Annotated in this window: 17 protein-coding genes; 12 read left to right on the top strand and 5 right to left on the bottom strand. The window is 68.5% G+C overall.

The window, feature by feature from the left end; translation table 11 throughout:
- Positions 1 to 8 precede the first annotated feature (8 nt).
- From cysW to FHG66_RS02915, 3 genes are read left to right on the top strand one after another with little or no spacing between them, the layout of a single operon-like run.
- Positions 9 to 902, top strand: a complete 894-nt coding sequence (gene cysW, locus FHG66_RS02925; RefSeq protein ID WP_139075230.1) for a sulfate ABC transporter permease subunit CysW — start codon at positions 9 to 11, stop codon at positions 900 to 902.
- An 11-nt stretch (positions 903 to 913) separates the two neighbouring features.
- On the top strand, positions 914 to 1,633 hold the full coding sequence (locus tag FHG66_RS02920; protein ID WP_176556102.1) for a sulfate/molybdate ABC transporter ATP-binding protein: 720 nt from the start codon (positions 914 to 916) through the stop codon (positions 1,631 to 1,633).
- 19 nt (positions 1,634 to 1,652) lie between these two features.
- Positions 1,653 to 3,095, top strand: a complete 1,443-nt coding sequence (locus tag FHG66_RS02915) for an amidase (RefSeq protein WP_139075183.1) — start codon at positions 1,653 to 1,655, stop codon at positions 3,093 to 3,095.
- Here the strand turns inward: FHG66_RS02915 and FHG66_RS02910 are convergent.
- The 3 genes from FHG66_RS02910 to FHG66_RS02900 form a co-directional block, all read right to left on the bottom strand.
- Positions 3,092 to 4,255 (bottom strand): lytic murein transglycosylase, encoded by a 1,164-nt coding sequence (locus FHG66_RS02910; RefSeq protein ID WP_139075182.1) that lies wholly within the window; start codon positions 4,253 to 4,255, stop codon positions 3,092 to 3,094. The genes FHG66_RS02915 and FHG66_RS02910 overlap by 4 nt on opposite strands.
- Before the next feature lie 11 nt (positions 4,256 to 4,266).
- Complete coding sequence (locus FHG66_RS02905) at positions 4,267 to 6,261, bottom strand: potassium transporter Kup (RefSeq protein WP_246082433.1); 1,995 nt, start codon at positions 6,259 to 6,261, stop codon at positions 4,267 to 4,269.
- Between the two features lie 85 nt (positions 6,262 to 6,346).
- A complete protein-coding gene (locus FHG66_RS02900) occupies positions 6,347 to 6,985 on the bottom strand; it encodes a TetR family transcriptional regulator C-terminal domain-containing protein (protein WP_246082432.1) in 639 nt (212 codons plus the stop codon).
- Positions 6,986 to 7,186: 201 nt separating this feature from the next.
- On the opposite strand from FHG66_RS02900, the gene FHG66_RS02895 reads away from it, so the two are divergent.
- The 3 genes from FHG66_RS02895 to hydA all read left to right on the top strand — a co-directional run bounded on the left by FHG66_RS02895 (position 7,187) and on the right by hydA (position 10,426).
- Entirely contained in the window at positions 7,187 to 8,437 is a 1,251-nt protein-coding gene (locus tag FHG66_RS02895) for a Zn-dependent hydrolase (RefSeq protein ID WP_139075181.1), read from the top strand.
- Positions 8,438 to 8,519: 82 nt separating this feature from the next.
- Positions 8,520 to 8,924 carry a hypothetical protein gene (locus tag FHG66_RS02890; RefSeq protein ID WP_139075180.1) on the top strand — a complete coding sequence of 135 codons (405 nt, stop codon included), beginning with the start codon at positions 8,520 to 8,522 and terminating at the stop codon, positions 8,922 to 8,924.
- A gap of 47 nt (positions 8,925 to 8,971) precedes the next feature.
- Complete coding sequence (gene hydA / locus FHG66_RS02885) at positions 8,972 to 10,426, top strand: dihydropyrimidinase (RefSeq protein WP_139075179.1); 1,455 nt, start codon at positions 8,972 to 8,974, stop codon at positions 10,424 to 10,426.
- 5 nt (positions 10,427 to 10,431) lie between these two features.
- On the opposite strand, the gene FHG66_RS21850 is transcribed toward hydA, so the two are convergent.
- Positions 10,432 to 10,830, bottom strand: a complete 399-nt coding sequence (locus tag FHG66_RS21850) for a cupin domain-containing protein (protein WP_139075178.1) — start codon at positions 10,828 to 10,830, stop codon at positions 10,432 to 10,434.
- 28 nt (positions 10,831 to 10,858) lie between these two features.
- Here FHG66_RS21850 and FHG66_RS02875 point away from each other — a divergent pair, with 28 nt between their 5' ends.
- The 6 genes from FHG66_RS02875 (at position 10,859) to galE (ending at position 17,684) form a co-directional block, all read left to right on the top strand.
- Positions 10,859 to 11,665, top strand: a complete 807-nt coding sequence (locus FHG66_RS02875; RefSeq protein ID WP_139075177.1) for an ABC transporter ATP-binding protein — start codon at positions 10,859 to 10,861, stop codon at positions 11,663 to 11,665.
- Positions 11,665 to 12,615, top strand: a complete 951-nt coding sequence (locus FHG66_RS02870; protein ID WP_139075176.1) for an ABC transporter permease — start codon at positions 11,665 to 11,667, stop codon at positions 12,613 to 12,615. The genes FHG66_RS02875 and FHG66_RS02870 overlap by 1 nt, the downstream gene beginning before the upstream one ends.
- Positions 12,612 to 13,457 carry an ABC transporter permease gene (locus FHG66_RS02865; RefSeq protein ID WP_139075175.1) on the top strand — a complete coding sequence of 282 codons (846 nt, stop codon included), beginning with the start codon at positions 12,612 to 12,614 and terminating at the stop codon, positions 13,455 to 13,457. The genes FHG66_RS02870 and FHG66_RS02865 overlap by 4 nt, the downstream gene beginning before the upstream one ends.
- Positions 13,458 to 13,488: 31 nt before the next feature.
- Complete coding sequence (locus FHG66_RS02860; RefSeq protein ID WP_139075174.1) at positions 13,489 to 14,475, top strand: ABC transporter substrate-binding protein; 987 nt, start codon at positions 13,489 to 13,491, stop codon at positions 14,473 to 14,475.
- A gap of 82 nt (positions 14,476 to 14,557) precedes the next feature.
- Positions 14,558 to 16,567, top strand: a complete 2,010-nt coding sequence (locus tag FHG66_RS02855) for a hydantoinase/oxoprolinase family protein (RefSeq protein WP_139075173.1) — start codon at positions 14,558 to 14,560, stop codon at positions 16,565 to 16,567.
- A 97-nt stretch (positions 16,568 to 16,664) separates the two neighbouring features.
- The gene (galE, locus tag FHG66_RS02850; protein ID WP_139075172.1) at positions 16,665 to 17,684 is read left to right on the top strand and encodes a UDP-glucose 4-epimerase GalE; all 1,020 of its coding nucleotides are present in this window, start codon (positions 16,665 to 16,667) and stop codon (positions 17,682 to 17,684) included.
- A 15-nt stretch (positions 17,685 to 17,699) separates the two neighbouring features.
- On the opposite strand, the gene FHG66_RS02845 is transcribed toward galE, so the two are convergent.
- Positions 17,700 to 18,425 carry a sugar transferase gene (locus FHG66_RS02845; protein ID WP_342777473.1) on the bottom strand — a complete coding sequence of 242 codons (726 nt, stop codon included), beginning with the start codon at positions 18,423 to 18,425 and terminating at the stop codon, positions 17,700 to 17,702.
- Positions 18,426 to 18,438 lie beyond the last annotated feature (13 nt).

Here is an 18,438-nt window from a genome sequence, read left to right as displayed (position 1 = left end):
TGGCCGATATGACCATTTCCCCCCCAGCCCTGTCCGCGCCCGTCCCGCGGCCCGCCCGTTTCACCCGCTGCACCGACGAGCCACGCTGGCTGCGCTGGACGCTCACCATCCTCGTGCTGGCCGTGCTGGCCGTCCTGGTCGTGATCCCTCTCGCCTCCGTCTTCTTCGAGGCGCTGCGCGACGGCTGGGCCCTTGCGGTCGAGTCGCTGGCGGAGCCCGATGCCTGGGCCGCGGTCAAGCTCACGCTGATCGTCGCGGCAGTAGCGGTGCCGCTCAATGCGCTATTCGGCGTCGCCGCCGCCTGGGCGCTGACCAAGTTCCAGTGGCGCGGCAAGGCGGTGCTTCTCACGCTCATCGACCTGCCGTTCTCGGTGTCGCCGGTGGTGGCGGGGCTGTGCATCATCCTGCTCTTCGGCGCCAACTCCGACTTCGGCGGCTGGCTGGTGGCGAACGGCTATCCCATCGTCTTCGCCGTGCCTGGCATCATCTTGGCCACGATGTTCATCACCTTCCCCTTCGTGGCCCGCGAACTGGTGCCGCTCATGACCGAACAGGGCAAGGCCGAGGAGGAAGCCGCGCTGACGCTGGGCGCATCGGGCTGGCGGATGTTCCTGACGGTCACGCTGCCCAACATCAAGTGGGCGCTTTTGTACGGCGTATTGCTCTGCAACGCCCGTGCCATGGGCGAGTTCGGGGCCGTGGCCGTCGTGTCCGGCAAGATCCGGGGCGAGACGGCCACCATGCCCATCATGATCGAGATGCTCTACAACGAATATCTCTCGGTCGCGGCCTTCACCATGGCGGCCGTTCTGACGCTGCTCGCTCTTGTCACGCTGACGCTGAAAAGCCTGCTCGAATGGCGCTACGCCGACCAGCTTGCCGCCGCCGGCGGACGGCACTGAGGAGTTTTCCCATGCAGATCCAGATCGACCAGATCGCCAAGGAATTCGGGGCCGCTACGGCGCTCCTGCCGGTGTCGCTGAATGTCCCTTCGGGGGCGCTGGTGGCGCTGCTCGGGCCATCGGGCTCGGGCAAGACCACGCTTCTTCGCATCCTGGGGGGCCTTGAAGAGCCGACTTCGGGACGCGTGATCTTTGACGGGACGGACGCGACCGGCATGCGGGTGCAGGACCGCCGCGCGGGCTTCGTGTTCCAGCATTATGCGTTGTTCCGGCACATGACGGTGTTCGAGAACATCGCCTACGGCCTGCGCGCCCGGCCGCGCGCGACCCGGCCGTCGAACGCCGAGATCGGGCAGCGCGTGACCAGACTCCTGGACCTGATCCAATTGCCCGACATCGCCAAGCGCTACCCGTCCCAGCTGTCGGGCGGCCAGCGGCAGCGCGTCGCCCTGGCCCGCGCCCTGGCCATCGAGCCGCGAATGCTCCTCCTCGACGAGCCCTTCGGCGCGCTCGACGCCAAGGTCCGCAAGGAACTGCGCCAGGGCCTGCGCGACATCCACGACGCGACGGGCCTGACCACGATCTTCGTGACGCATGACCAGGAAGAGGCGATGGAACTGGCCGACCTCGTCGTGGTCATGTCGATGGGTCGGATCGAGCAGGTGGGCAAGCCGGGGGATATCCAGGCGCGGCCGCAGACCGACTTCGTACGGGATTTCATCGCCGCCTGAGCCGGGTTAGGGAGGGGGCATGACCCCCGACGAATACCGAGCCCAGGACGGCGTGGGCCTGGCGCAACTGATCGCCCAAGGCCAGATAAGCGCAACCGAGGTGGCCGAAGCGGCCATCTCGCTCATCGAGGCGCTGAATCCCCGGCTGAACGCGGTGGTGCTGGACCGCTTCGATGCCGCACGGGCCGAGGCGGAGCGGCTCCGCCCACGCGGGCCTTTGGCCGGAGCGACGTTCCTGCTCAAGGACGTGAACCTTTTCGGGGCGGACATGCCCACCCGGTTCGCTTCGCGCTTCTTCGCCGGGGCCGAGCCCAAGCCCGACAGCACAATGGTGCGACGCTGGCGCGAGGCGGGGCTCGTGATCCTGGGGCGGACGAACACGCCCGAATTCGCGGGCGACTTCATCACCGAGCCTCAGCTCTACGGCCCCACGTTGAACCCATGGAACGAGGGCGTCACGGTGGGCGGCTCCAGCGGCGGGGCTGCCGCGGCTGTGGCGTCGGGAATGGTGCCGCTGGCTCATGGGACGGATCTTGGTGGCTCGATCCGCATCCCGGCCGCCTGCTGCGGCGTTTTCGGCTTCAAGCCGTCGGTGGGCCTGAACCCCCTTGGGCCGCCTTGGGAGGAGATCGCCGGGGGGCTTGATGCCGACCACGTCCTGACCCGGTCTGTCCGCGACAGCGCAGCCTCCCTGGACGTGACCGCCGGACCGGACACAGGCACGCGGCTCAACCGGCTTCCCCCCTCCGGTGGCTTCCTCGCTGGTCTTGTCGCGCCGCTGCCACGCCTGCGGATCGGGGTCGCCCTGGAGGACCCTGCGGGCCGGCGCGCCGGTGCGAACCAAGCTGCGGCGGTGGAGCGGACGGCGCGCCTGCTGAGCGGCCTCAGCCACCACCTCGAGCCCTACGCCTTTCCGCCCGAAGCGCTGCCTGGCCCCTGGTTTGACGCGCTCTGGACGACCGACATCCTGCACCTCGTCCAGGAGCGCGGCGCGGAGCTCGGTCGCGACCCGAGCGAGGACGAGTTGGACGACCTGACCCGCGCGGCGCTCCGCCATGCCCGGACGCTGAGCGCGGTAGACTACCTAGACGCCCGCCTTGCCATGGCTCGCGCGGCACAGGCCATCGGCCGGTCCAGGGAGTCGTTCGACATCGTGCTGACACCCAGTCTCGCCGAAGATCCGCCCTCCTTGGGCGAACTCGACTTTGCGACCAACGGCCGTGACCTCGACCGATGGAATGCGCGGGGCTACGCCTTCGCCCCCTTCTCCACGCCAGCGAACCTCGCAGGCCAGCCGTCAGCTTCCTGTCCGGTCATGATCGGCGGCAGCGGCCTGCCTTTGGCCGTTCAGATCACCGGCAAGCCCGGCGCGGATCTTCTGGTGCTCCAGCTCGCCCGCGAACTGGAGGACGCGACGGAGTGGCAGCGGACCTTCCAGGGCCTCTGGAAGCGATTGGCCTAAAGCGCGTCCAGCAACGCTTGGGTGGGCCAGGCGTCGGCGGGAAGGCCCAGGCGGACCTGTTCGGCCTGCACCGCCACCCGGGTTCTCGCCCCGAGGATGCCGTCGATCTCGCCCACGTCATGGCCGCGCGCCTGGAGCCGCTGCTGCAGGAACTTCATCTCCTCGCCGGACAGGGCCGGATCAGGCTCGCCTGCATCATAGACCGGCGCGCCCATGATCCGGGTGGCAAAGTAGCCAGCCGTCAGGACATAGGTCAGGCTCTGGTTCCACTCGGTCAGGAGCGAGAAGTTCGGATAGGCGAGGAACGCCGGACCCTTGCGCCCCAAAGGCAGGACCAGGGCGGCGGGCAGGTCGGTGGCGATCCCGCCCTCCCGCGCGGCGACGCCCAGCGTGGCCCATTCCGAGGCGGAGCGAGGCTTCTCCAGTCCGGTCAGGCTCCAGTCGAGGCTGTCGGGCACCGTGACCTCTTGCAGCCAGGGCTCGTCCGGCCGCCAGCCCAGGCCCGCCAGCATCCGCGCGCCGGACAGGAGCGCGTCATCCGACGAGCCCTTGAGGTCCACGATCCCGTCGCCGTCGCCGTCCGACCCGAATTCCAGGATATCGCGCGGCAGCATCTGGACCTGCCCGATCTCTCCGGCCCAGGCCCCCCTGACATCCGTGTCCCACCGTCCTTGGGCGTGCAGGCGCATGGCGGCCAGCGCTTCGGGCCGGAACAACTCGGGCCGGCGGCAGTCATGGGCTAGCGTGAGCAGGGCATTCGTGGTGTCGAAGTCGCCTTGGACCTGTCCGAAGTCGGTCTCAAAGGCCCAGAAGGCCAGGAGAATACCGCGCGGCACGCCCAGATCGGTCTCGATCCGGTCGAAGGTGGCGTCATGCTCCCCGGCCAGGCGGGCGGCGCGGTCCACCCGATCCTGCGAGATCAGCCGGCGCGAGAAGGTGACGAAGTCGGCCTGGAAGATGCCTTGCCCCCGATCCTGCTCCAGCACGCTGGGGTCTTGCCGCGCGCCCGACAGGAAGCGGTCCGCATCCTCGGCCGGCACGCCGGTGGCCAGGGCCTCGGCCTTGAGCTCGTCAAGGAACAGGGACCAGTCGCCCCCGCAGTCCTGGGCAAAGGCGGGCGCGGCAAGGCCAGCCGCGACGAGGGGAAGCACGAAGCGCATGATGGAAGCTTTCAGATGATGATCTGCTGGCCGAGCTCGATCACCCGGTTCGTCGGGAGACGATAGAAGTCGGTGGCGTTGGCGGCCGACTTGGACAGCGCGATGAAGAGCGCCTCCTGCCAGGCCGGGAGGCCCTGGGTCTTGGAGGTCCGGAAGGTGCGCCGGTTAAGGAAGAACGACGTGGACATGATGTCGAACTTCTCCCCCTGCTTGCGGGCCAGCGTCAGCGCGCGGGGCACGTTCGTTTCTTCCATGTAGCCAAAGCACATGTCCACGCGGCTGAAGCGGTCGGACAGCTTGGTGATCCGGACCCGCTCGCTGTCGGGCACGAAGGGCTTGGTGGCCATGCTCACGCAGACGATGATGTTGCGTTCGTGCAGCACGTAGTTGTGCTTGATGTTATGCATCAGCGCCGCCGGGGCGATGTCGGGGTCAGAGGTCAGGAAGACGGCGGTGCCCGGCACGTCCCTGAGGCGGCTCGACTTGGCGAGCATCTCGATCAACGCCTCGATGGTGCTGGCGCCCCGGCGGGCCTGGGCCTGGACGTGCCGGGTGCCGCGCACCCAGGTCCACATCAGCAGGACCGTGGCAGCGGCCATCAGGATCGGCACCCAGCCGCCGTCGGGAATCTTGAGGACGTTGGCCCCCAGGAAGATCACCTCGATCACGAAGATCGGCACGACGATCACCGCGACCAGCGGCGCAGGCCAGCGCCAGGCGCGCAGGAACACGAAGGACGCAAGGATGGTGGTGATGACCATGTCGCCCGTGACCGCGATCCCGTAGGCCGAGGCGAGATTGGACGAAGAGCCGAACACCAGCACGAGGATGATCACGCCCACGGCCAGGATCGCGTTCACGCGGGGCAGGTAGATCTGCCCTTCCTGGCTTTCCGAGGTGTGCAGGATCTCGAGCCGGGGCAGGAGACCCATGCGCACGGCCTGCTTCATCATCGAGAAAGCGCCCGAGATCACCGCCTGCGAGGCGATCACCGTCGCGGCTGTGGCAAGGATCACCAGCGGGAGAAGCGCCCAGGACGGGGCCTGGAGGAAGAACGGGTCCTCGGCTGCCTCGGGATGGGACAGGACCAGGGCGCCCTGGCCGAGATAGGACAGCGTCAGCGCCGGCCAGACCAGGGAAACCCAGGCCAGGCGGATCGGCTTCTTCCCGAAATGTCCGAGATCAGCATACAGCGCTTCCGCCCCCGTGACCGACAGGAAGACCGACCCCAGCACGATCAGGGAGGCGAACCCGTTGCTCACGACGAAGCCTGCGGCATAGACCGGGTTCAGGGCCCGCAGAATCGCCCAGTTGTCGCCAAGGTGCAGCAGCCCCATGACCCCCATGGTCAGGAACCACGCCACCATGATGGGGCCGAAGAAGACCGACACGAAGCCCGTGCCCCAGCGCTGCACCACGAAAAGGCCGACAATGATCGCCACGGTGATGGGCACGACGTAAGGGTCGAAGGCGGGCGTCACCAGGCTCATGCCCTCGACCGCCGACAGCACCGACATGGCCGGAGTGATCATCGAGTCGCCGAAGAACAGCGAGATCCCGACCATCCCCAAACCGAGCAGCCAGACGGGGCGCTTGTCCAGCGCCTGCTGGACCAGGGCCACGAGGGACAGGGTGCCGCCTTCGCCCCGGTTGTCGGCGCGCAGGATCAGCACGACGTACTTGAAGGTCACGATCAGGACGATGGTCCAGATCAGCAGCGAGATGACGCCGATCACATCGGCCTCGGCCCGCCCGCCGCTGGCGGTCGCGTGGAGCGACTCGCGCATGGCGTAAAGGGGCGAGGTGCCGATATCGCCATAGACGACCCCGATCGCGCCCAGGGTCAGCGCGGTCAGGCTCCCGGTCGCGTGCTGGCCGGGGGTCGGCAGGTCCGAGCCGCTTTGCGCGGCCGACGCTGACTCGGCCATGTTCTGGCCGTCGCCGACATGCACTTCCGGGCTGGGGGCGTCGCCCACGTTTGGTCTGTCGCTGTCGCTCATTGCCATCGTGGGAGCCTGCCGTGCATCCGAGCTTCATATAGGTCGGCCCGGGTCTCTGCAATGCGGCGAACGCGGCAGGGTTCCGTCAGCGTCAGGGCGCGAGCAGGCGCCGGAACAGCGTCTCGAGATAGTCCCCGGCCTCGGCGAAGGGGTCGTGCCCCTGGCCCAGCACGGCCCGGACCTGCGGCTCGAAGTCGGCATAGTGCTGGGTCAGGGCCCAGATCGAGAACAGCAGATGCTTGGGCGGCACCCGAGCTAGGCGTCCTTCGGCCATCCAGCGTTCCAGCACCGCGGCCTTGTCCTCCACGAGGGCCGCGAGCTCCCCTTCCAGAACGCCCGACAGGTGCGGGGCTCCGCGCAGGACCTCGTTGGCGAACAGCCGGCTTTCGCGCGGAAAGTCCCGCGACAGGTCGAGCTTGCGCCGCACATAGGCCAGAACCTCCGCCACCGGCTCCCCCTCGGGGTCGAGCGCCCGCAAGGGGGCCAGCCAAGCGTCCAGCAGGTTGGTCAAGAGGGCCATGTGCACGGCCTCCTTGGATGGGAAGTAGTATAGCAGGTTGGGCTTGGACAGCTTGGCCTCGCTGGCGATCCGATCCAGCGTCGCGCCCGAGAAGCCGGTGGCCGAGAACACCGCAAGGCCAGCTTCGAGGATGGCGGCGCGGTTGCGCTCTTGGATGCGGGTGCGACCGCCCCCGGCACGCGGCGGCTCGTCCTGTCCGTCCATGCTCATCTCGTTCCCTTCCTTGGGCATTCCTTTGGCATCGACGCTGCCTGTCGCATCATCTTTCAGCGGATCCGGTGGCGGAACGCGAAATCCTTGACTGGGGTCCGGCCTTTGCTAGCGTGGCTTTGACCGACTGGTCAAATCAAGGCTGGCCGCCGGGGGCAACTCTCCCCGCTTCATGCGGCGCCACGACAGGGAGACATCGCGATGGTCGTCACCGGGGCCAACCTCAGGATCTCGGGCGAAAGGCTGTGGGACAGCCTCATGGACATGGCCAAGTGCGGACCGGGCATCGCGGGGGGGAACAACCGCCAGACCCTGACCGACGCCGACGCCGAGGGTCGCCGCCTGTTCCAGTCCTGGTGCGAGGCCGCGGGCTGCACCATGGGGCTCGACACCATGGGCAACATGTTCGCCCGGCGCGAAGGGGACGACCCGGGCCTCGACCCGATCTACATGGGAAGCCACCTCGACACGCAGCCTACGGGCGGCAAGTACGACGGCGTCCTGGGCGTGCTGGGCGGCCTGGAGGTTCTGCGGACGCTCAACGACGCCGGCATCCGGACCCGCCGACCCATCGTCCTCACCAACTGGACCAACGAGGAAGGCACGCGCTACGCCCCCGCCATGCTGGCCTCGGGCGTCTTTGCCGGTATCCACGACCAGGACTACGCCTACGACCGCGTGGACGCGGACGGCAAGCGCTTCGGCGACGAACTCAAGCGCATCGGCTTCGTGGGCGACGAGCCGGTGGGGGCCCGCAGGATCCACGCCATGTTCGAGCTTCACATCGAGCAGGGCCCCATCCTTGAGGCCGAAGGCAAGGAGATCGGTGTCGTCACCCATGGCCAAGGCCTCTGGTGGCTGGAGGTGCGGCTGACGGGGCGGGACGCGCATACCGGCTCCACGCCGATGGCCATGCGGGTCAATGCGGGCCTTGGCATGGCGCGGATCATCGAACTCGTGCACCGCGTCGCCATGGATCATCAGCCGGACGCGGTGGGGGCAGTGGGGCAGGCGAATGTCTGGCCGAACTCCCGCAATGTGATCCCGGGCCGCGCGGTCTTCACCATCGACATACGCTCGCCCCATCAGGCCAAGCTCGACTCCATGCGCGCCATCATCGAGGCCGAGGCCCCGAAGATCGCCGCCGAGCTGGGCCTCGGGATCGAGATCGAGCCCGTGGGCCATTTCGACCCGGTGACCTTCGACCCCGCGCTGGCCCAAAGCGTCCGGGACGCGGCGGACCGCCTGGGCTACTCGCGCCGCGACATCGTGTCGGGCGCGGGGCACGACGCCTGCTGGATCAACCGCGTGGCCCCGACCGTGATGATCATGTGCCCCTGCAAGGACGGGCTGTCGCACAACGAGGCCGAGGAGATCACCCCCGACTGGGCGGCCAAGGGAACGGATGTCCTTCTCCATGCCGTGCTGGACGCGGCGGAGATCGTGCCGTGACGACCGAAAAAACAGGCCGCGCCGCCTCCCGCTCGCCTCGGGGCCGGGCTACGCTGCGCCTCGATCCTGCTTTGGAGCGCTGATGACACGCCTAGCCCTTCTCTTGCTGCCCTTCCTTGCCGCCTGCGCGGCCCCCGGTCCCGATAGTCGGGGGGGCGACGACACCTCCGGCGGCTTTTTCGGCAGCCCCGAGGCGGAGGCCGCCGCACCCGAGCCTCTGCCCCCGCAAGTCCTGGCCGCGCTCCCTGCCGGGGTGCCGCCCTCGGTGGCGGTGCGCAACGGCGACGGGTGCTATCTCCTGTCGATCGAGGTCACGGACCCGCCCTCGGGCTTTCCGTTGACCGACGCCGCCGGAAACCAGATCTGCGACCGGAGCCCCGTGGCCACCGTTTCAGGCGACGAAGCCGTGGGCGACGCCGAGTTTCCCGCGCTGCTGCCGGGCGACATCAAGCCGCCCGCGCCCATCGCGCCGCTGAACCCGACCTGAAGGGGTCGGGCTGCCCGAACAAAGAAGAACAGGCAAAAGGGGACATCATGGCCAGCACAGTCATCAGGGGCGGAACGGTCGTCACGCACGACCTGACCTATTCCGCCGACATCCTGATCGAGAACGGGCGCATCGCGGAGATCGGCCCGAATCTGCGGGGCGACGAAACGCTCGACGCGACGGGCTGCCTGGTGATGCCCGGCGGCATCGATCCCCACACCCATCTCGAGATGCCCTTCATGGGCACCTACTCCGCCGACGACTTCGAGTCCGGCACCCGCGCCGCCTTGGCGGGCGGCACCACGATGGTCGTGGACTTCGTGCTGCCGGGGCAGGGGCAGCCGCTCCTCGATGGCCTGCAGATGTGGCACAACAAGTCGGGCCGGGCGAGCTGCGACTATTCCTACCACATGTCGGTGACATGGTGGGGCGAGCAGGTCTGGGACGACATGCCCAAGGTGGTCGAGCAGGGCATCACCACCTTCAAGCACTTCATGGCCTACAAGGGCGCCCTGATGGTCAACGACGACGAGATGTTCGCGTCGTTCCGCCGCCTGGGCGAGTTGGGCGGCACCGCGCTTGTCCATGCCGAGAACGGCGACGTCGTGGCCGAGCTTCAGCGCAAGCTGATGGAGGAAGGCAACCGCGGCCCCGAGGCCCACGCCTATTCCCGCCCGCCCCAAGTCGAGGGCGAGGCCACCAACCGCGCCATCATGATCGCCGACATGGCGGGCGTGCCGCTTTATGTCGTGCACGTCTCCTGCGAGGAGGCGCACGAGGCCATCCGCCGCGCCCGTCAGCAGGGCAAGCGCGTCTGGGGCGAGCCGCTGATCCAGCACCTCACGCTGGACGACAGCGAATACCGCCACCCCGACTGGGACCACGCCGCCCGCCGGGTCATGTCACCCCCCTTCCGCGACAGGCACCATCAGGATTCGCTCTGGGCTGGCCTCCAGTCTGGCTCGCTCTCGGTCGTGGCCACCGATCATTGCGCCTTTACGACCCAGCAGAAGCGCTTCGGCCTGGACGACTTCACCAAGATCCCGAACGGCACGGGGGGGCTGGAGGACCGGCTGCCCATGCTCTGGACCCACGGCGTGGCCACCGGGCGCCTGACGCCCAACGAGTTCGTGGCCGTCACCTCCACCAACATCGCCAAGATCCTGGGTTGCTACCCCCGCAAGGGCGCGGTCCGCGTGGGCGCCGACGCCGACCTGATCGTCTGGGACCCCGAGAAGACCAAGACCATCACCGCCAGCGCGCAGCAGAGCGCCATCGACTACAACGTCTTCGAGGGCCACGAGGTCAAGGGCCTGCCCCGCTTTACCCTGACCCGCGGCTATGTCGCGGTCCACGATGGCGAGATCCGCACCCGCGAGGGCCATGGCGAATTCGTGGCGCGCGAGGCCAACACGCCCGTGAGCCGGGCATTGTCGACCTGGAAGGAACTGACCGCGCCGCGCCCGGTGACCCGGACGGGCATCCCGGCGAGCGGGGTGTGATGGCGTCAGGGCACCAGCCCCTCCAGGTCCGGCAGCAGCACCACGCTTTCCTGCTCGTGCGGGTCGGTGCGGGCGATGACCGCCGTCACAGGCTCGGGGCCCGGGTTCCAGGGCAGGTGTGGGGTGTCGGCGGGGATGTAGAGCATTTCGCCCGCGCCCACCTCCATACGGTGCTCCAGCCGCTCGCCCCAGGCCATGATCGACGTGCCGGAGATGACGTAGATCGCCGTCTCGTGGGTCGCGTGTTTGTGCGCCTTGGCCCGGCCGCCCGGCGGTATGGTCAGCAGATGCATGCAGATACCCCGCGAGCCCGTCGTTTCCCGTGCGATCCCTTCAAAGTAGTCGAACCCCTGTTTGCCCGCGTAGGTCGTCGCGCCGGGCGCGATCTTCTGGCATGAGGGCATGACAATGTCTCCCGATGGATCCACCGTGATGGCGAATGCCGCCAGTCTCTCACAAACCGCCGCTCCAGTCATCGATGCCAGGGGCGTCAACCTTGTCTTCGAGACCGCCGACGGGCCCGTGCAGGCGCTCAAGGACGTGTCGCTTTCGGTCACCAAGGGCGAGTTCGTGAGCTTCATCGGCCCCTCGGGCTGCGGCAAGACCACCTTCCTGCGCTGCGTGGCCGCCCTGGAGACGCCGACATCCGGCGCGCTCACCGTCAACGGCATGATTCCGGATCAGGCCCGCAGGGCCCGCGCCTACGGCTACGTCTTCCAGGCGGCGGGCCTTTATCCCTGGCGTACCATCGCTGGGAACATCCGACTGCCGCTTGAGATCATGGGCTTTCCCCGTGCCGAGCAGGACGCCCGCGTGGACCGGGTGCTGAAGCTCGTGGACCTTGCCGGGTTTGGGCGCAAATACCCGTGGCAGTTGTCGGGCGGGATGCAGCAGCGGGCCTCCATCGCCCGCGCTCTGGCCTTCGATGCCGACATCCTCCTGATGGACGAACCCTTCGGCGCGCTGGACGAGATCGTGCGCGACCGCCTGAACGAGGAACTTCTGAGCCTCTGGGCCCGGACGCAGAAGACCACGCTCTTCGTCACCCACTCGATCCCCGAGGCCGTGTACCTCAGCACCAAGATCGTCGTCATGTCCCCCCGGCCGGGACGGATCACCGACATCATCGACAGTCCGTTGCCGCGCGAACGCCCTCTCGATATCCGTGAATCGCCCGAGTTCCTGGCTGTGGCCCACCGCGTCCGCGAAGGGCTGCGCGCAGGCCACGTGGAGGTCTGATGCGCCGCACGGTCCTTCCGGTCCTCGCCGTCGTCCTGGCCATCCTCGCCCTCTGGTACGTCGCCGCCATTCCCATGAACATCCGCGAGGTCCTGACCGAGGCCGAGCGGGCGGGTGCCGAGGTCTGGGGCGGCACCGCCCCCGAGCGGCAGGATAGGTCCGCTTGGGCGCTGGTCGTCCGGAACCCCGACCTCGCGCCGGCGGGCTGGTCGCAGGAGCGGCCCCGCCTTCCCGCACCGCATCAGGTCGTGCGGGAGCTTTATGCCAGCACGATCGGGGAGGAGGTCTTCGGCCGCCGCGGCTTTGTTCAGACGGGCGAGTTCTCCAACCGCTCGCTGATCTATCATGCCGGGGTGACGCTTGGGGCCACGCTGGTCGGCTTTCTGATCGGGGCGGCGGCGGGCGTGCTCTTGGCCGTGGGCATCGTCCACAACCGCGCCATGGACATGAGCGTGATGCCCTGGGCCGTGATCAGCCAGACCATCCCCATCGTCGCGCTGGCCCCGATGATCATCGTGGTTCTGAATTCGATGGGCGTGCAGGGGCTGCTGCCCAAGGCCATCATCTCGGCCTACCTGTCGTTCTTCCCGGTGGTCGTCGGCATGGTGAAGGGCCTGCGCGCGCCCGACCAGATGCAGCTCGACCTCATGCACACCTGGAGCGCCTCGGGGGGCGAGACGCTCCGCAAGCTGCGCCTACCCGCGTCCGTTCCCTACCTCTTCGCCTCCCTCAAGATCGCCATCGCGGCGTCGCTCGTGGGCACCATCGTGGGCGAGTTGCCGGTCCAGCGCGGGGGCCTCGGCGCCCGGATGCTGGCGGGGAGCTATTACGGCCAGACCGCGCAGATCTGGGCCGCGCTGTTCATGGCGGCCATCCTCGCGGCGCTGCTGGTTTGGCTGATGGGCTGGCTCGAGCGGCGCACCCTGCGCGCGATGGGGGTGCCCGCATGACGCTGGTTCTCCTCGCCGTCCTCCTCTGGATCGGGGCCTGGGCGCTGAACGGCTGGCTTACGCGGGGGACTCGGCATCGGGTCCGCGCCGTCCGCATGGCCGTTCCCCTGATCTTTGGCGTGACCGTCCTGCTGGTGTGGGAATTGGTCGTACGGGGCTTGGGGGTTCCCACCGCCATTCTTCCCGCGCCCTCGCGCATCGGCGCGACCTTCGGCGCGAACCTTCCGCTGCTGTGGGGCGACTTCGTGCAGACGATCCTCAAGGGGGCGCTCTCGGGCCTCGCCATCGGGGTAGCTGCCGCGCTGGTCACGGCCGTGCTGGTGGACCGCTTCGACGTGCTGCGGCGCGGCCTCCTCCCGGTGGGCAGCTTCATGGCCGCCTTGCCCATCGTCGGCACGGCCCCGATCCTGGTGATGTGGTTCGGCTTCGGGTGGGAGTCCAAGGCCGCGGTCGTCGTGCTCATGGTTTTCTTCCCCATGCTGGTGAACACCGTAGCGGGCCTGCAGGACACAACGGGGATGCAGCGCGACCTCATGCGGACCTATGGGGCGGGCTACTGGCCCACGCTGGTCAAGCTGCGCATCCCCGCCGCGCTGCCCTTCGTCTTCAACGGTCTCAAGATCGCGTCCACGCTGGCCATGATCGGGGCCATCGTGGCCGAGTTCTTCGGGTCCCCGACCCAGGGCATCGGCTTCCGCATCTCGGCATCGAACGGCCAACTCGCCCTCGACATGGTGTGGGCGGCGATCCTTGTCGGGGCCCTTGCGGGAAGCGCGGTCTACGGCATCATCAGCCTTGTCGAACGCTGGGTGACCTTCTGGCACCCGTCGCAACGCACATAACAAGAACAGTCCAACAGGGAGACTGACCACCATGAAGACACTGCTCGCCGCCACCGCCCTCGGCGCCCTGGCTCTTCCCGCCTTGGCCCAGGACGCCGTCACCCTGCAGTTGAAGTGGGTCACCCAGGCCCAGTTCGCGGGCTACTACGTCGCCCTCGACCAAGGCTTCTACGAGGAGGAGAACCTCGACGTCACCATCCTCCCGGGCGGCCCCGACATCGCGCCCACACAGGTGATCGCGGGCGGCGGGGCCGACGTCGTCGTGGAATGGATGCCCGCCGCGCTGGCCGCGCGCGAACAGGGTGTGCCGCTCGTCAACGTCGCCCAGCCCTTCCAGGGTTCGGGCATGCAGCTGACCTGCTGGGCCGACACCGGGATCACCGCGCCCGAGGATCTCAAGAACCGGACCCTTGGCGTCTGGTTCTTCGGCAACGAGTATCCGTTCCTGTCCTGGATGTCCCAGCTTGGCATCGCGACCGACGGCAAGGACGAGGATGGCGTGGAGGTGCTGAAACAGGGCTTCAACGTCGATCCGCTGCTCCAGCGGCAGGCCGACTGCATCTCGACCATGACCTACAACGAATACAACCAGGTTCTCGAAGCCGGCGTCACGCCCGAGGAGTTGGTGAACTTCAAGTACGAGGAGCAGGGCGTCGCCACCCTTGAGGACGGCCTTTATGTGCTGGAGGAGAACCTTCAGGACCCGGCCTTCGTGGACAAGATGGCCCGCTTCGTGCGCGCTTCCATGAAGGGCTGGCAGTGGGCCGAGGGGAACCCCGAGGAAGCCGCCCAGATCGTCCTCGACAACGACGAGACCGGCGCCCAGACCATCGAGCATCAGGTGTCCATGATGACCGAGGTGTCCAAACTCATCGGCGAATCGACCGGGGAGCTGGACCCCGCCGCCTATGAGCGGACCGTGGCGACGCTGATGGCAGGGGGTTCGGACCCCGTCATCACCGCGGCGCCCGAAGGCGCCTGGACCCACGCCGTGACCGACGCGGCCCTGGCCCAGTAACCGGCACGATCCATTCAGGCGGGCGCGGGGACCTCTCCGCGCCCGTTTTCCTTGCGAGCCCGACAGCGGAGCCCGGCACGACATGGCAGTTCTTCTCGGCGTCGATACAGGCGGGACCTATACCGACGCCGTCCTTCTCGACGAAGACGAGACAAGGGTTCTAGCCAAGGCCAAGGCTTTGACCAGCCGGCCCGACCTGTCCATCGGCGTCGGGGCGGCCATCGACGCGGTGCTGGCCCAGGGCGGCGTGGCTCCGTCCGAGGTCGCGATGGTGTCGCTATCCACGACGCTTGCCACCAATGCGCTGGTGGAAGGGCAGGGCGGGCGGGTCGCCCTGATCGCCATCGGCTTCGATGAAGCGGATCTGGGGCGTGACGGGCTGCCCGAGGCGTTGGGGGGCGACCCGGTGATCCGTATCGCCGGGGGCCACGACCATGCCGGGGGCGAGGCGGCGGCGTTGGACCTCGATGCCTTGGACGAGGCGTTGAGGGCGCTGCCCGAGGGGCTGACGGGCTTGGCCGTCGCGGCGCGCTTTGCCACCCGCAACCCGTCCCACGAGGCGCGAGCCCGCGACCGCGCGCGGCGGCTGACAGGCCTTCCCGTAACCTGCTCGCACGAGTTGTCGTCGGGCCTGGGCGGCCCACGCCGGGCCTTGACGGCGCTGCTCAACGCGCGGCTCGTCGGCCTCATCGACCGGCTCGTGGCAGCCTGCGAGGGGCACCTTCGGGCCATCGGAGTCGCGGCTCCGCTCATGGTCGTGCGCGGCGATGGCGCGCTGGTCGCCGCCGCCGTCGCGCGCGAGAAGCCCATCGAGACGATCCTGTCCGGGCCGGCCGCCTCGGTAGCTGGGGCCGCCTGGCTCGCGCGCGAGCCCCTGGCCCTGGTCAGCGACATCGGCGGCACGACCACCGACATCTGCCTTCTGCGTGACGGCCGCCCCACCATCGACCCCGAAGGCGCGCGGGTGGGCCCCTGGCGCACCATGGTCGAGGCCGTGGCCATGCGGACCTGGGGCCTGGGCGGCGACAGCGAGGTCCATGTCCTGCCGGGCCTTGCGGGCGAGTTGACCCTGGGGCCCCGCCGCGTCGTTCCGGTGTCTCTGCTGGCCCGCGACCATCCGGAGCTCGTGCATCGCTCGCTCGATGCCGCCCTGGCCGCCGACCGGCCTCCCGAGGACGCCGGGCGCTTTGTCCTGCCGGTCTGGCAGGGGGGCCTGCCTCTCGGCCTCGATGCCCGAGAGATGGCAGTGGCCTCGCGGCTCACTGCGGGACCACTTCCCTTGCAGCAGGCGGTCCTGGCCCGTCCCGAAGGTGCGGCGCTCCGGCGGCTCGTCGGGCGCGGCCTGGCCATGGTCGCGGCCGTGACGCCGACCGATGCCGCGCATGTGCTGGGCCTTCAGGCCGATTTCGACGAGAAGGCGGCCACCAAGGCCCTCACCCTGCTGGCCCGCCAGCGCACCGGCTCGGGTGACCGGCTCGCCCCGGACGCGGCCACCATGGCGCGTGCCGTCCTGGACCAGGTGACTGATCAGACCGTGCTGGCCCTCCTGGAGACCGCCTTTGCCGAAGACGGGCGCGCCTGGGGCAAACCGCCAGAGGTTCTGGCCCGGCATGCGCTTGCTCGGGCCGGGCTTGATGGCCACCAGGGAATCGTTCGGATGCAGTTGGCGCTCGGCGTGCCGGTCGTGGCGCTGGGTGCGTCCGCCCGCACCCATTACCCTGCCGTGGGCCGGCGGCTTGGGACCCTCGTCTCGATCCCCGAGCACGCCGAGGTCGCCAACGCGGTGGGCGCAGTGGTGGGCCGCGTCGCCATGCGTGTGGAGGGCAGCGTGACGAGTCCGGCCCCGGGCAGCTTTGTCGCCCATCTGCCCGACGGGCCCCGTCAGTTCACCGAGGCGAATGCAGCGCTGGCCGCCTTGGGCCAAGCGCTCGACGCCGAGGCGACGGCCCGGGCCCGGGCTGCCGGGGCCGAGGATGTGGAGCTTCTTCGAAGGACGGACATGAGCGAGGCCGAGGTCGAGGGACAACGGATGTTCGTCGAAGCCCGGCTCCGCGTCACGGCCCAAGGGCGCGCGAGGCTTGTGCAGGGCTGAGCCCTGTGCCACGCGGGCCAAAGGGCGCCGACCTGGGGAACCGGGCGGCGGGCCGGATCGCTATGACTGTCCGAGTGGGACAAACCAAGAGGGATGCATGCGGGTATTGGTGACGGGCGGCGCGGGCTACATCGGCAGCCACACGATGGTGGAGCTTCTGGGCCAAGGGCACGAGGCGCTGGTGGTGGACAGCTTTTCCAACAGTTCGCCCAAGGCGCTCGACCGCGTGCGCGAGCTGTCTAACGGCTACTTTGAGGCCGTGGAGGCCGATATCCGCGACACCGCCCGCCTGACCGAGGCGGCCGAGCGGTTCCGGCCCGAGGCGGTGATTCATTTCGCGGGCCTGAAATCCGTGGGCGAGAGCGTGCGCCGCACCGTGGACTACTACGACGTCAACGTAGCGGGAACGGTCTCGCTCCTGCGCGCGATGGATGCATCGGGCTGTGGTCGTATCATCTTCTCGTCCTCTGCCACGGTCTACGGCGAGCCGCAGTACCTTCCCTTCGACGAAAGCCATCCGCTGGGACCCATCAACGTCTATGGGCAGACCAAGGCCATGGCCGAACGGCTGCTGACCGACTGGGCCGCGGCCGAAAAGGGCAGGGGGGCGCTCCTGTTGCGCTACTTCAACCCGGTCGGGGCGCACGCCTCGGGCCGCATGGGCGAGGATCCCCTCGGCGTCCCCGAGAATCTGATGCCATTCCTGGCGCAGGTCGCCGCAGGCCGGCGCGACGCGCTGCGGATATGGGGCGACGATTACCCGACCCCGGATGGCACTGGCATCCGCGATTATATCCATGTGACGGACCTCGCTCGCGCCCATGTCGCCGCGCTCGCCCGGTTCGAGACGCTGGAAGGGGCGGAGCCTTACAACATCGGGACCGGACAGGGAATCTCGGTCAAGGAGATGCTCGGAGCGTTCAACCGCGCCGTCGGCCGCGACCTGCCGTTCGAGATCCATCCCCGTCGCCCCGGCGACATCGCCGAGATGCGGGCCGACTGCTCCAAGGCCAATCGCGAACTGAACTGGCAAGCGGAGCATGACATGGACGATATGGTGCAAAGCCTGTGGGCCTGGCAGTCCGCCAACCCCCATGGCTACGGCGAGCCGGGCTGAGGCAGGCGCCTCCCCTCACTCCGCGGGGTGGGGGATCCCCTGGACCGGACCGGACGCCGGGGATGCCTCGGCCTTGGCGACCGGCTGATCCAGCGGAAAGTCGTTGCGGCCTTTGGTGCGCCAGAACGGCTTTCCGGCGGTCTGCGCGACCAACACGATGTCGAGCCAAAGCGACTGGCGGCGCTGGTAGATCAGGTCGAGCCGCGCCTTGCGGGGAATGCAGCGACGGCGGTAGACGGCCTCCGTCTCCCGATGGGTGCGGCACTGGCCGAGCAGCCATTCCTCGTGCTGATGGAACCGCAGCGTGGCAAGGCCCGTGATCCCGGGACGGCACTTGAGCACCTCGCCATAAATCTCGGGATAAGCGTCAACATAGGACCGCATGGGCGGGCGGGGTCCCACGAGGCTCATATCGCCTTTCAAGACGTTGATGAGCTGTGGCAGCTCGTCGGCACGGGTCCGCCGCAGGATGCGGTGCAGGGGGGAGATCGCGCGGGCCTTGTCGCCCCCGGTGACGCCGCCCACCTTGTCCGTGCCCACCCGCATGGTGCGGAACTTGATCTGCTTGAAAGACCGGGTCGGCGAAGCCATCCGCTCCCCGACATAGAAGATCGGACGACCTTCGGCCACCAGCAGTACCACGCTCAGCACAAGCAGCAGCGGCATCAGCAGCGTAATGAGAAGCAGCGCAATGGTGAGGTCGAAGAGCCGCTTGCTCAGGGGCATGGGCGGCAGGCGCATCTCGGACCTCTGA

The sequence above is a fragment of the Rubellimicrobium rubrum genome (assembly GCF_006152115.1).
In the GTDB taxonomy this organism is placed as follows: domain Bacteria; phylum Pseudomonadota; class Alphaproteobacteria; order Rhodobacterales; family Rhodobacteraceae; genus Rubellimicrobium; species Rubellimicrobium rubrum.
The sequence above is the reverse complement of the archived record's forward strand: the minus strand, read 5'-3'. Positions and strand labels throughout refer to the sequence as shown.

Excerpts from the sequence above, each read along its gene's own strand:
- cysW (WP_139075230.1), top strand. The coding sequence starts at position 9 with ATGACCATTTCCCCCCCAGCCCTGTCCGCGCCCGTCCCGCGGCCCGCC.
- FHG66_RS02920 (WP_176556102.1), top strand. The coding sequence starts at position 914 with ATGCAGATCCAGATCGACCAGATCGCCAAGGAATTCGGGGCCGCTACG.
- FHG66_RS02915 (WP_139075183.1), top strand. The coding sequence starts at position 1,653 with ATGACCCCCGACGAATACCGAGCCCAGGACGGCGTGGGCCTGGCGCAA.
- FHG66_RS02910 (WP_139075182.1), bottom strand. The coding sequence starts at position 4,255 with ATGCGCTTCGTGCTTCCCCTCGTCGCGGCTGGCCTTGCCGCGCCCGCC.
- FHG66_RS02905 (WP_246082433.1), bottom strand. The coding sequence starts at position 6,261 with ATGGCAATGAGCGACAGCGACAGACCAAACGTGGGCGACGCCCCCAGC.
- FHG66_RS02900 (WP_246082432.1), bottom strand. The coding sequence starts at position 6,985 with ATGAGCATGGACGGACAGGACGAGCCGCCGCGTGCCGGGGGCGGTCGC.
- FHG66_RS02895 (WP_139075181.1), top strand. The coding sequence starts at position 7,187 with ATGGTCGTCACCGGGGCCAACCTCAGGATCTCGGGCGAAAGGCTGTGG.
- FHG66_RS02890 (WP_139075180.1), top strand. The coding sequence starts at position 8,520 with ATGACACGCCTAGCCCTTCTCTTGCTGCCCTTCCTTGCCGCCTGCGCG.
- hydA (WP_139075179.1), top strand. The coding sequence starts at position 8,972 with ATGGCCAGCACAGTCATCAGGGGCGGAACGGTCGTCACGCACGACCTG.
- FHG66_RS21850 (WP_139075178.1), bottom strand. The coding sequence starts at position 10,830 with ATGCCCTCATGCCAGAAGATCGCGCCCGGCGCGACGACCTACGCGGGC.
- FHG66_RS02875 (WP_139075177.1), top strand. The coding sequence starts at position 10,859 with ATGGCGAATGCCGCCAGTCTCTCACAAACCGCCGCTCCAGTCATCGAT.
- FHG66_RS02870 (WP_139075176.1), top strand. The coding sequence starts at position 11,665 with ATGCGCCGCACGGTCCTTCCGGTCCTCGCCGTCGTCCTGGCCATCCTC.
- FHG66_RS02865 (WP_139075175.1), top strand. The coding sequence starts at position 12,612 with ATGACGCTGGTTCTCCTCGCCGTCCTCCTCTGGATCGGGGCCTGGGCG.
- FHG66_RS02860 (WP_139075174.1), top strand. The coding sequence starts at position 13,489 with ATGAAGACACTGCTCGCCGCCACCGCCCTCGGCGCCCTGGCTCTTCCC.
- FHG66_RS02855 (WP_139075173.1), top strand. The coding sequence starts at position 14,558 with ATGGCAGTTCTTCTCGGCGTCGATACAGGCGGGACCTATACCGACGCC.
- galE (WP_139075172.1), top strand. The coding sequence starts at position 16,665 with ATGCGGGTATTGGTGACGGGCGGCGCGGGCTACATCGGCAGCCACACG.
- FHG66_RS02845 (WP_342777473.1), bottom strand. The coding sequence starts at position 18,425 with ATGCGCCTGCCGCCCATGCCCCTGAGCAAGCGGCTCTTCGACCTCACC.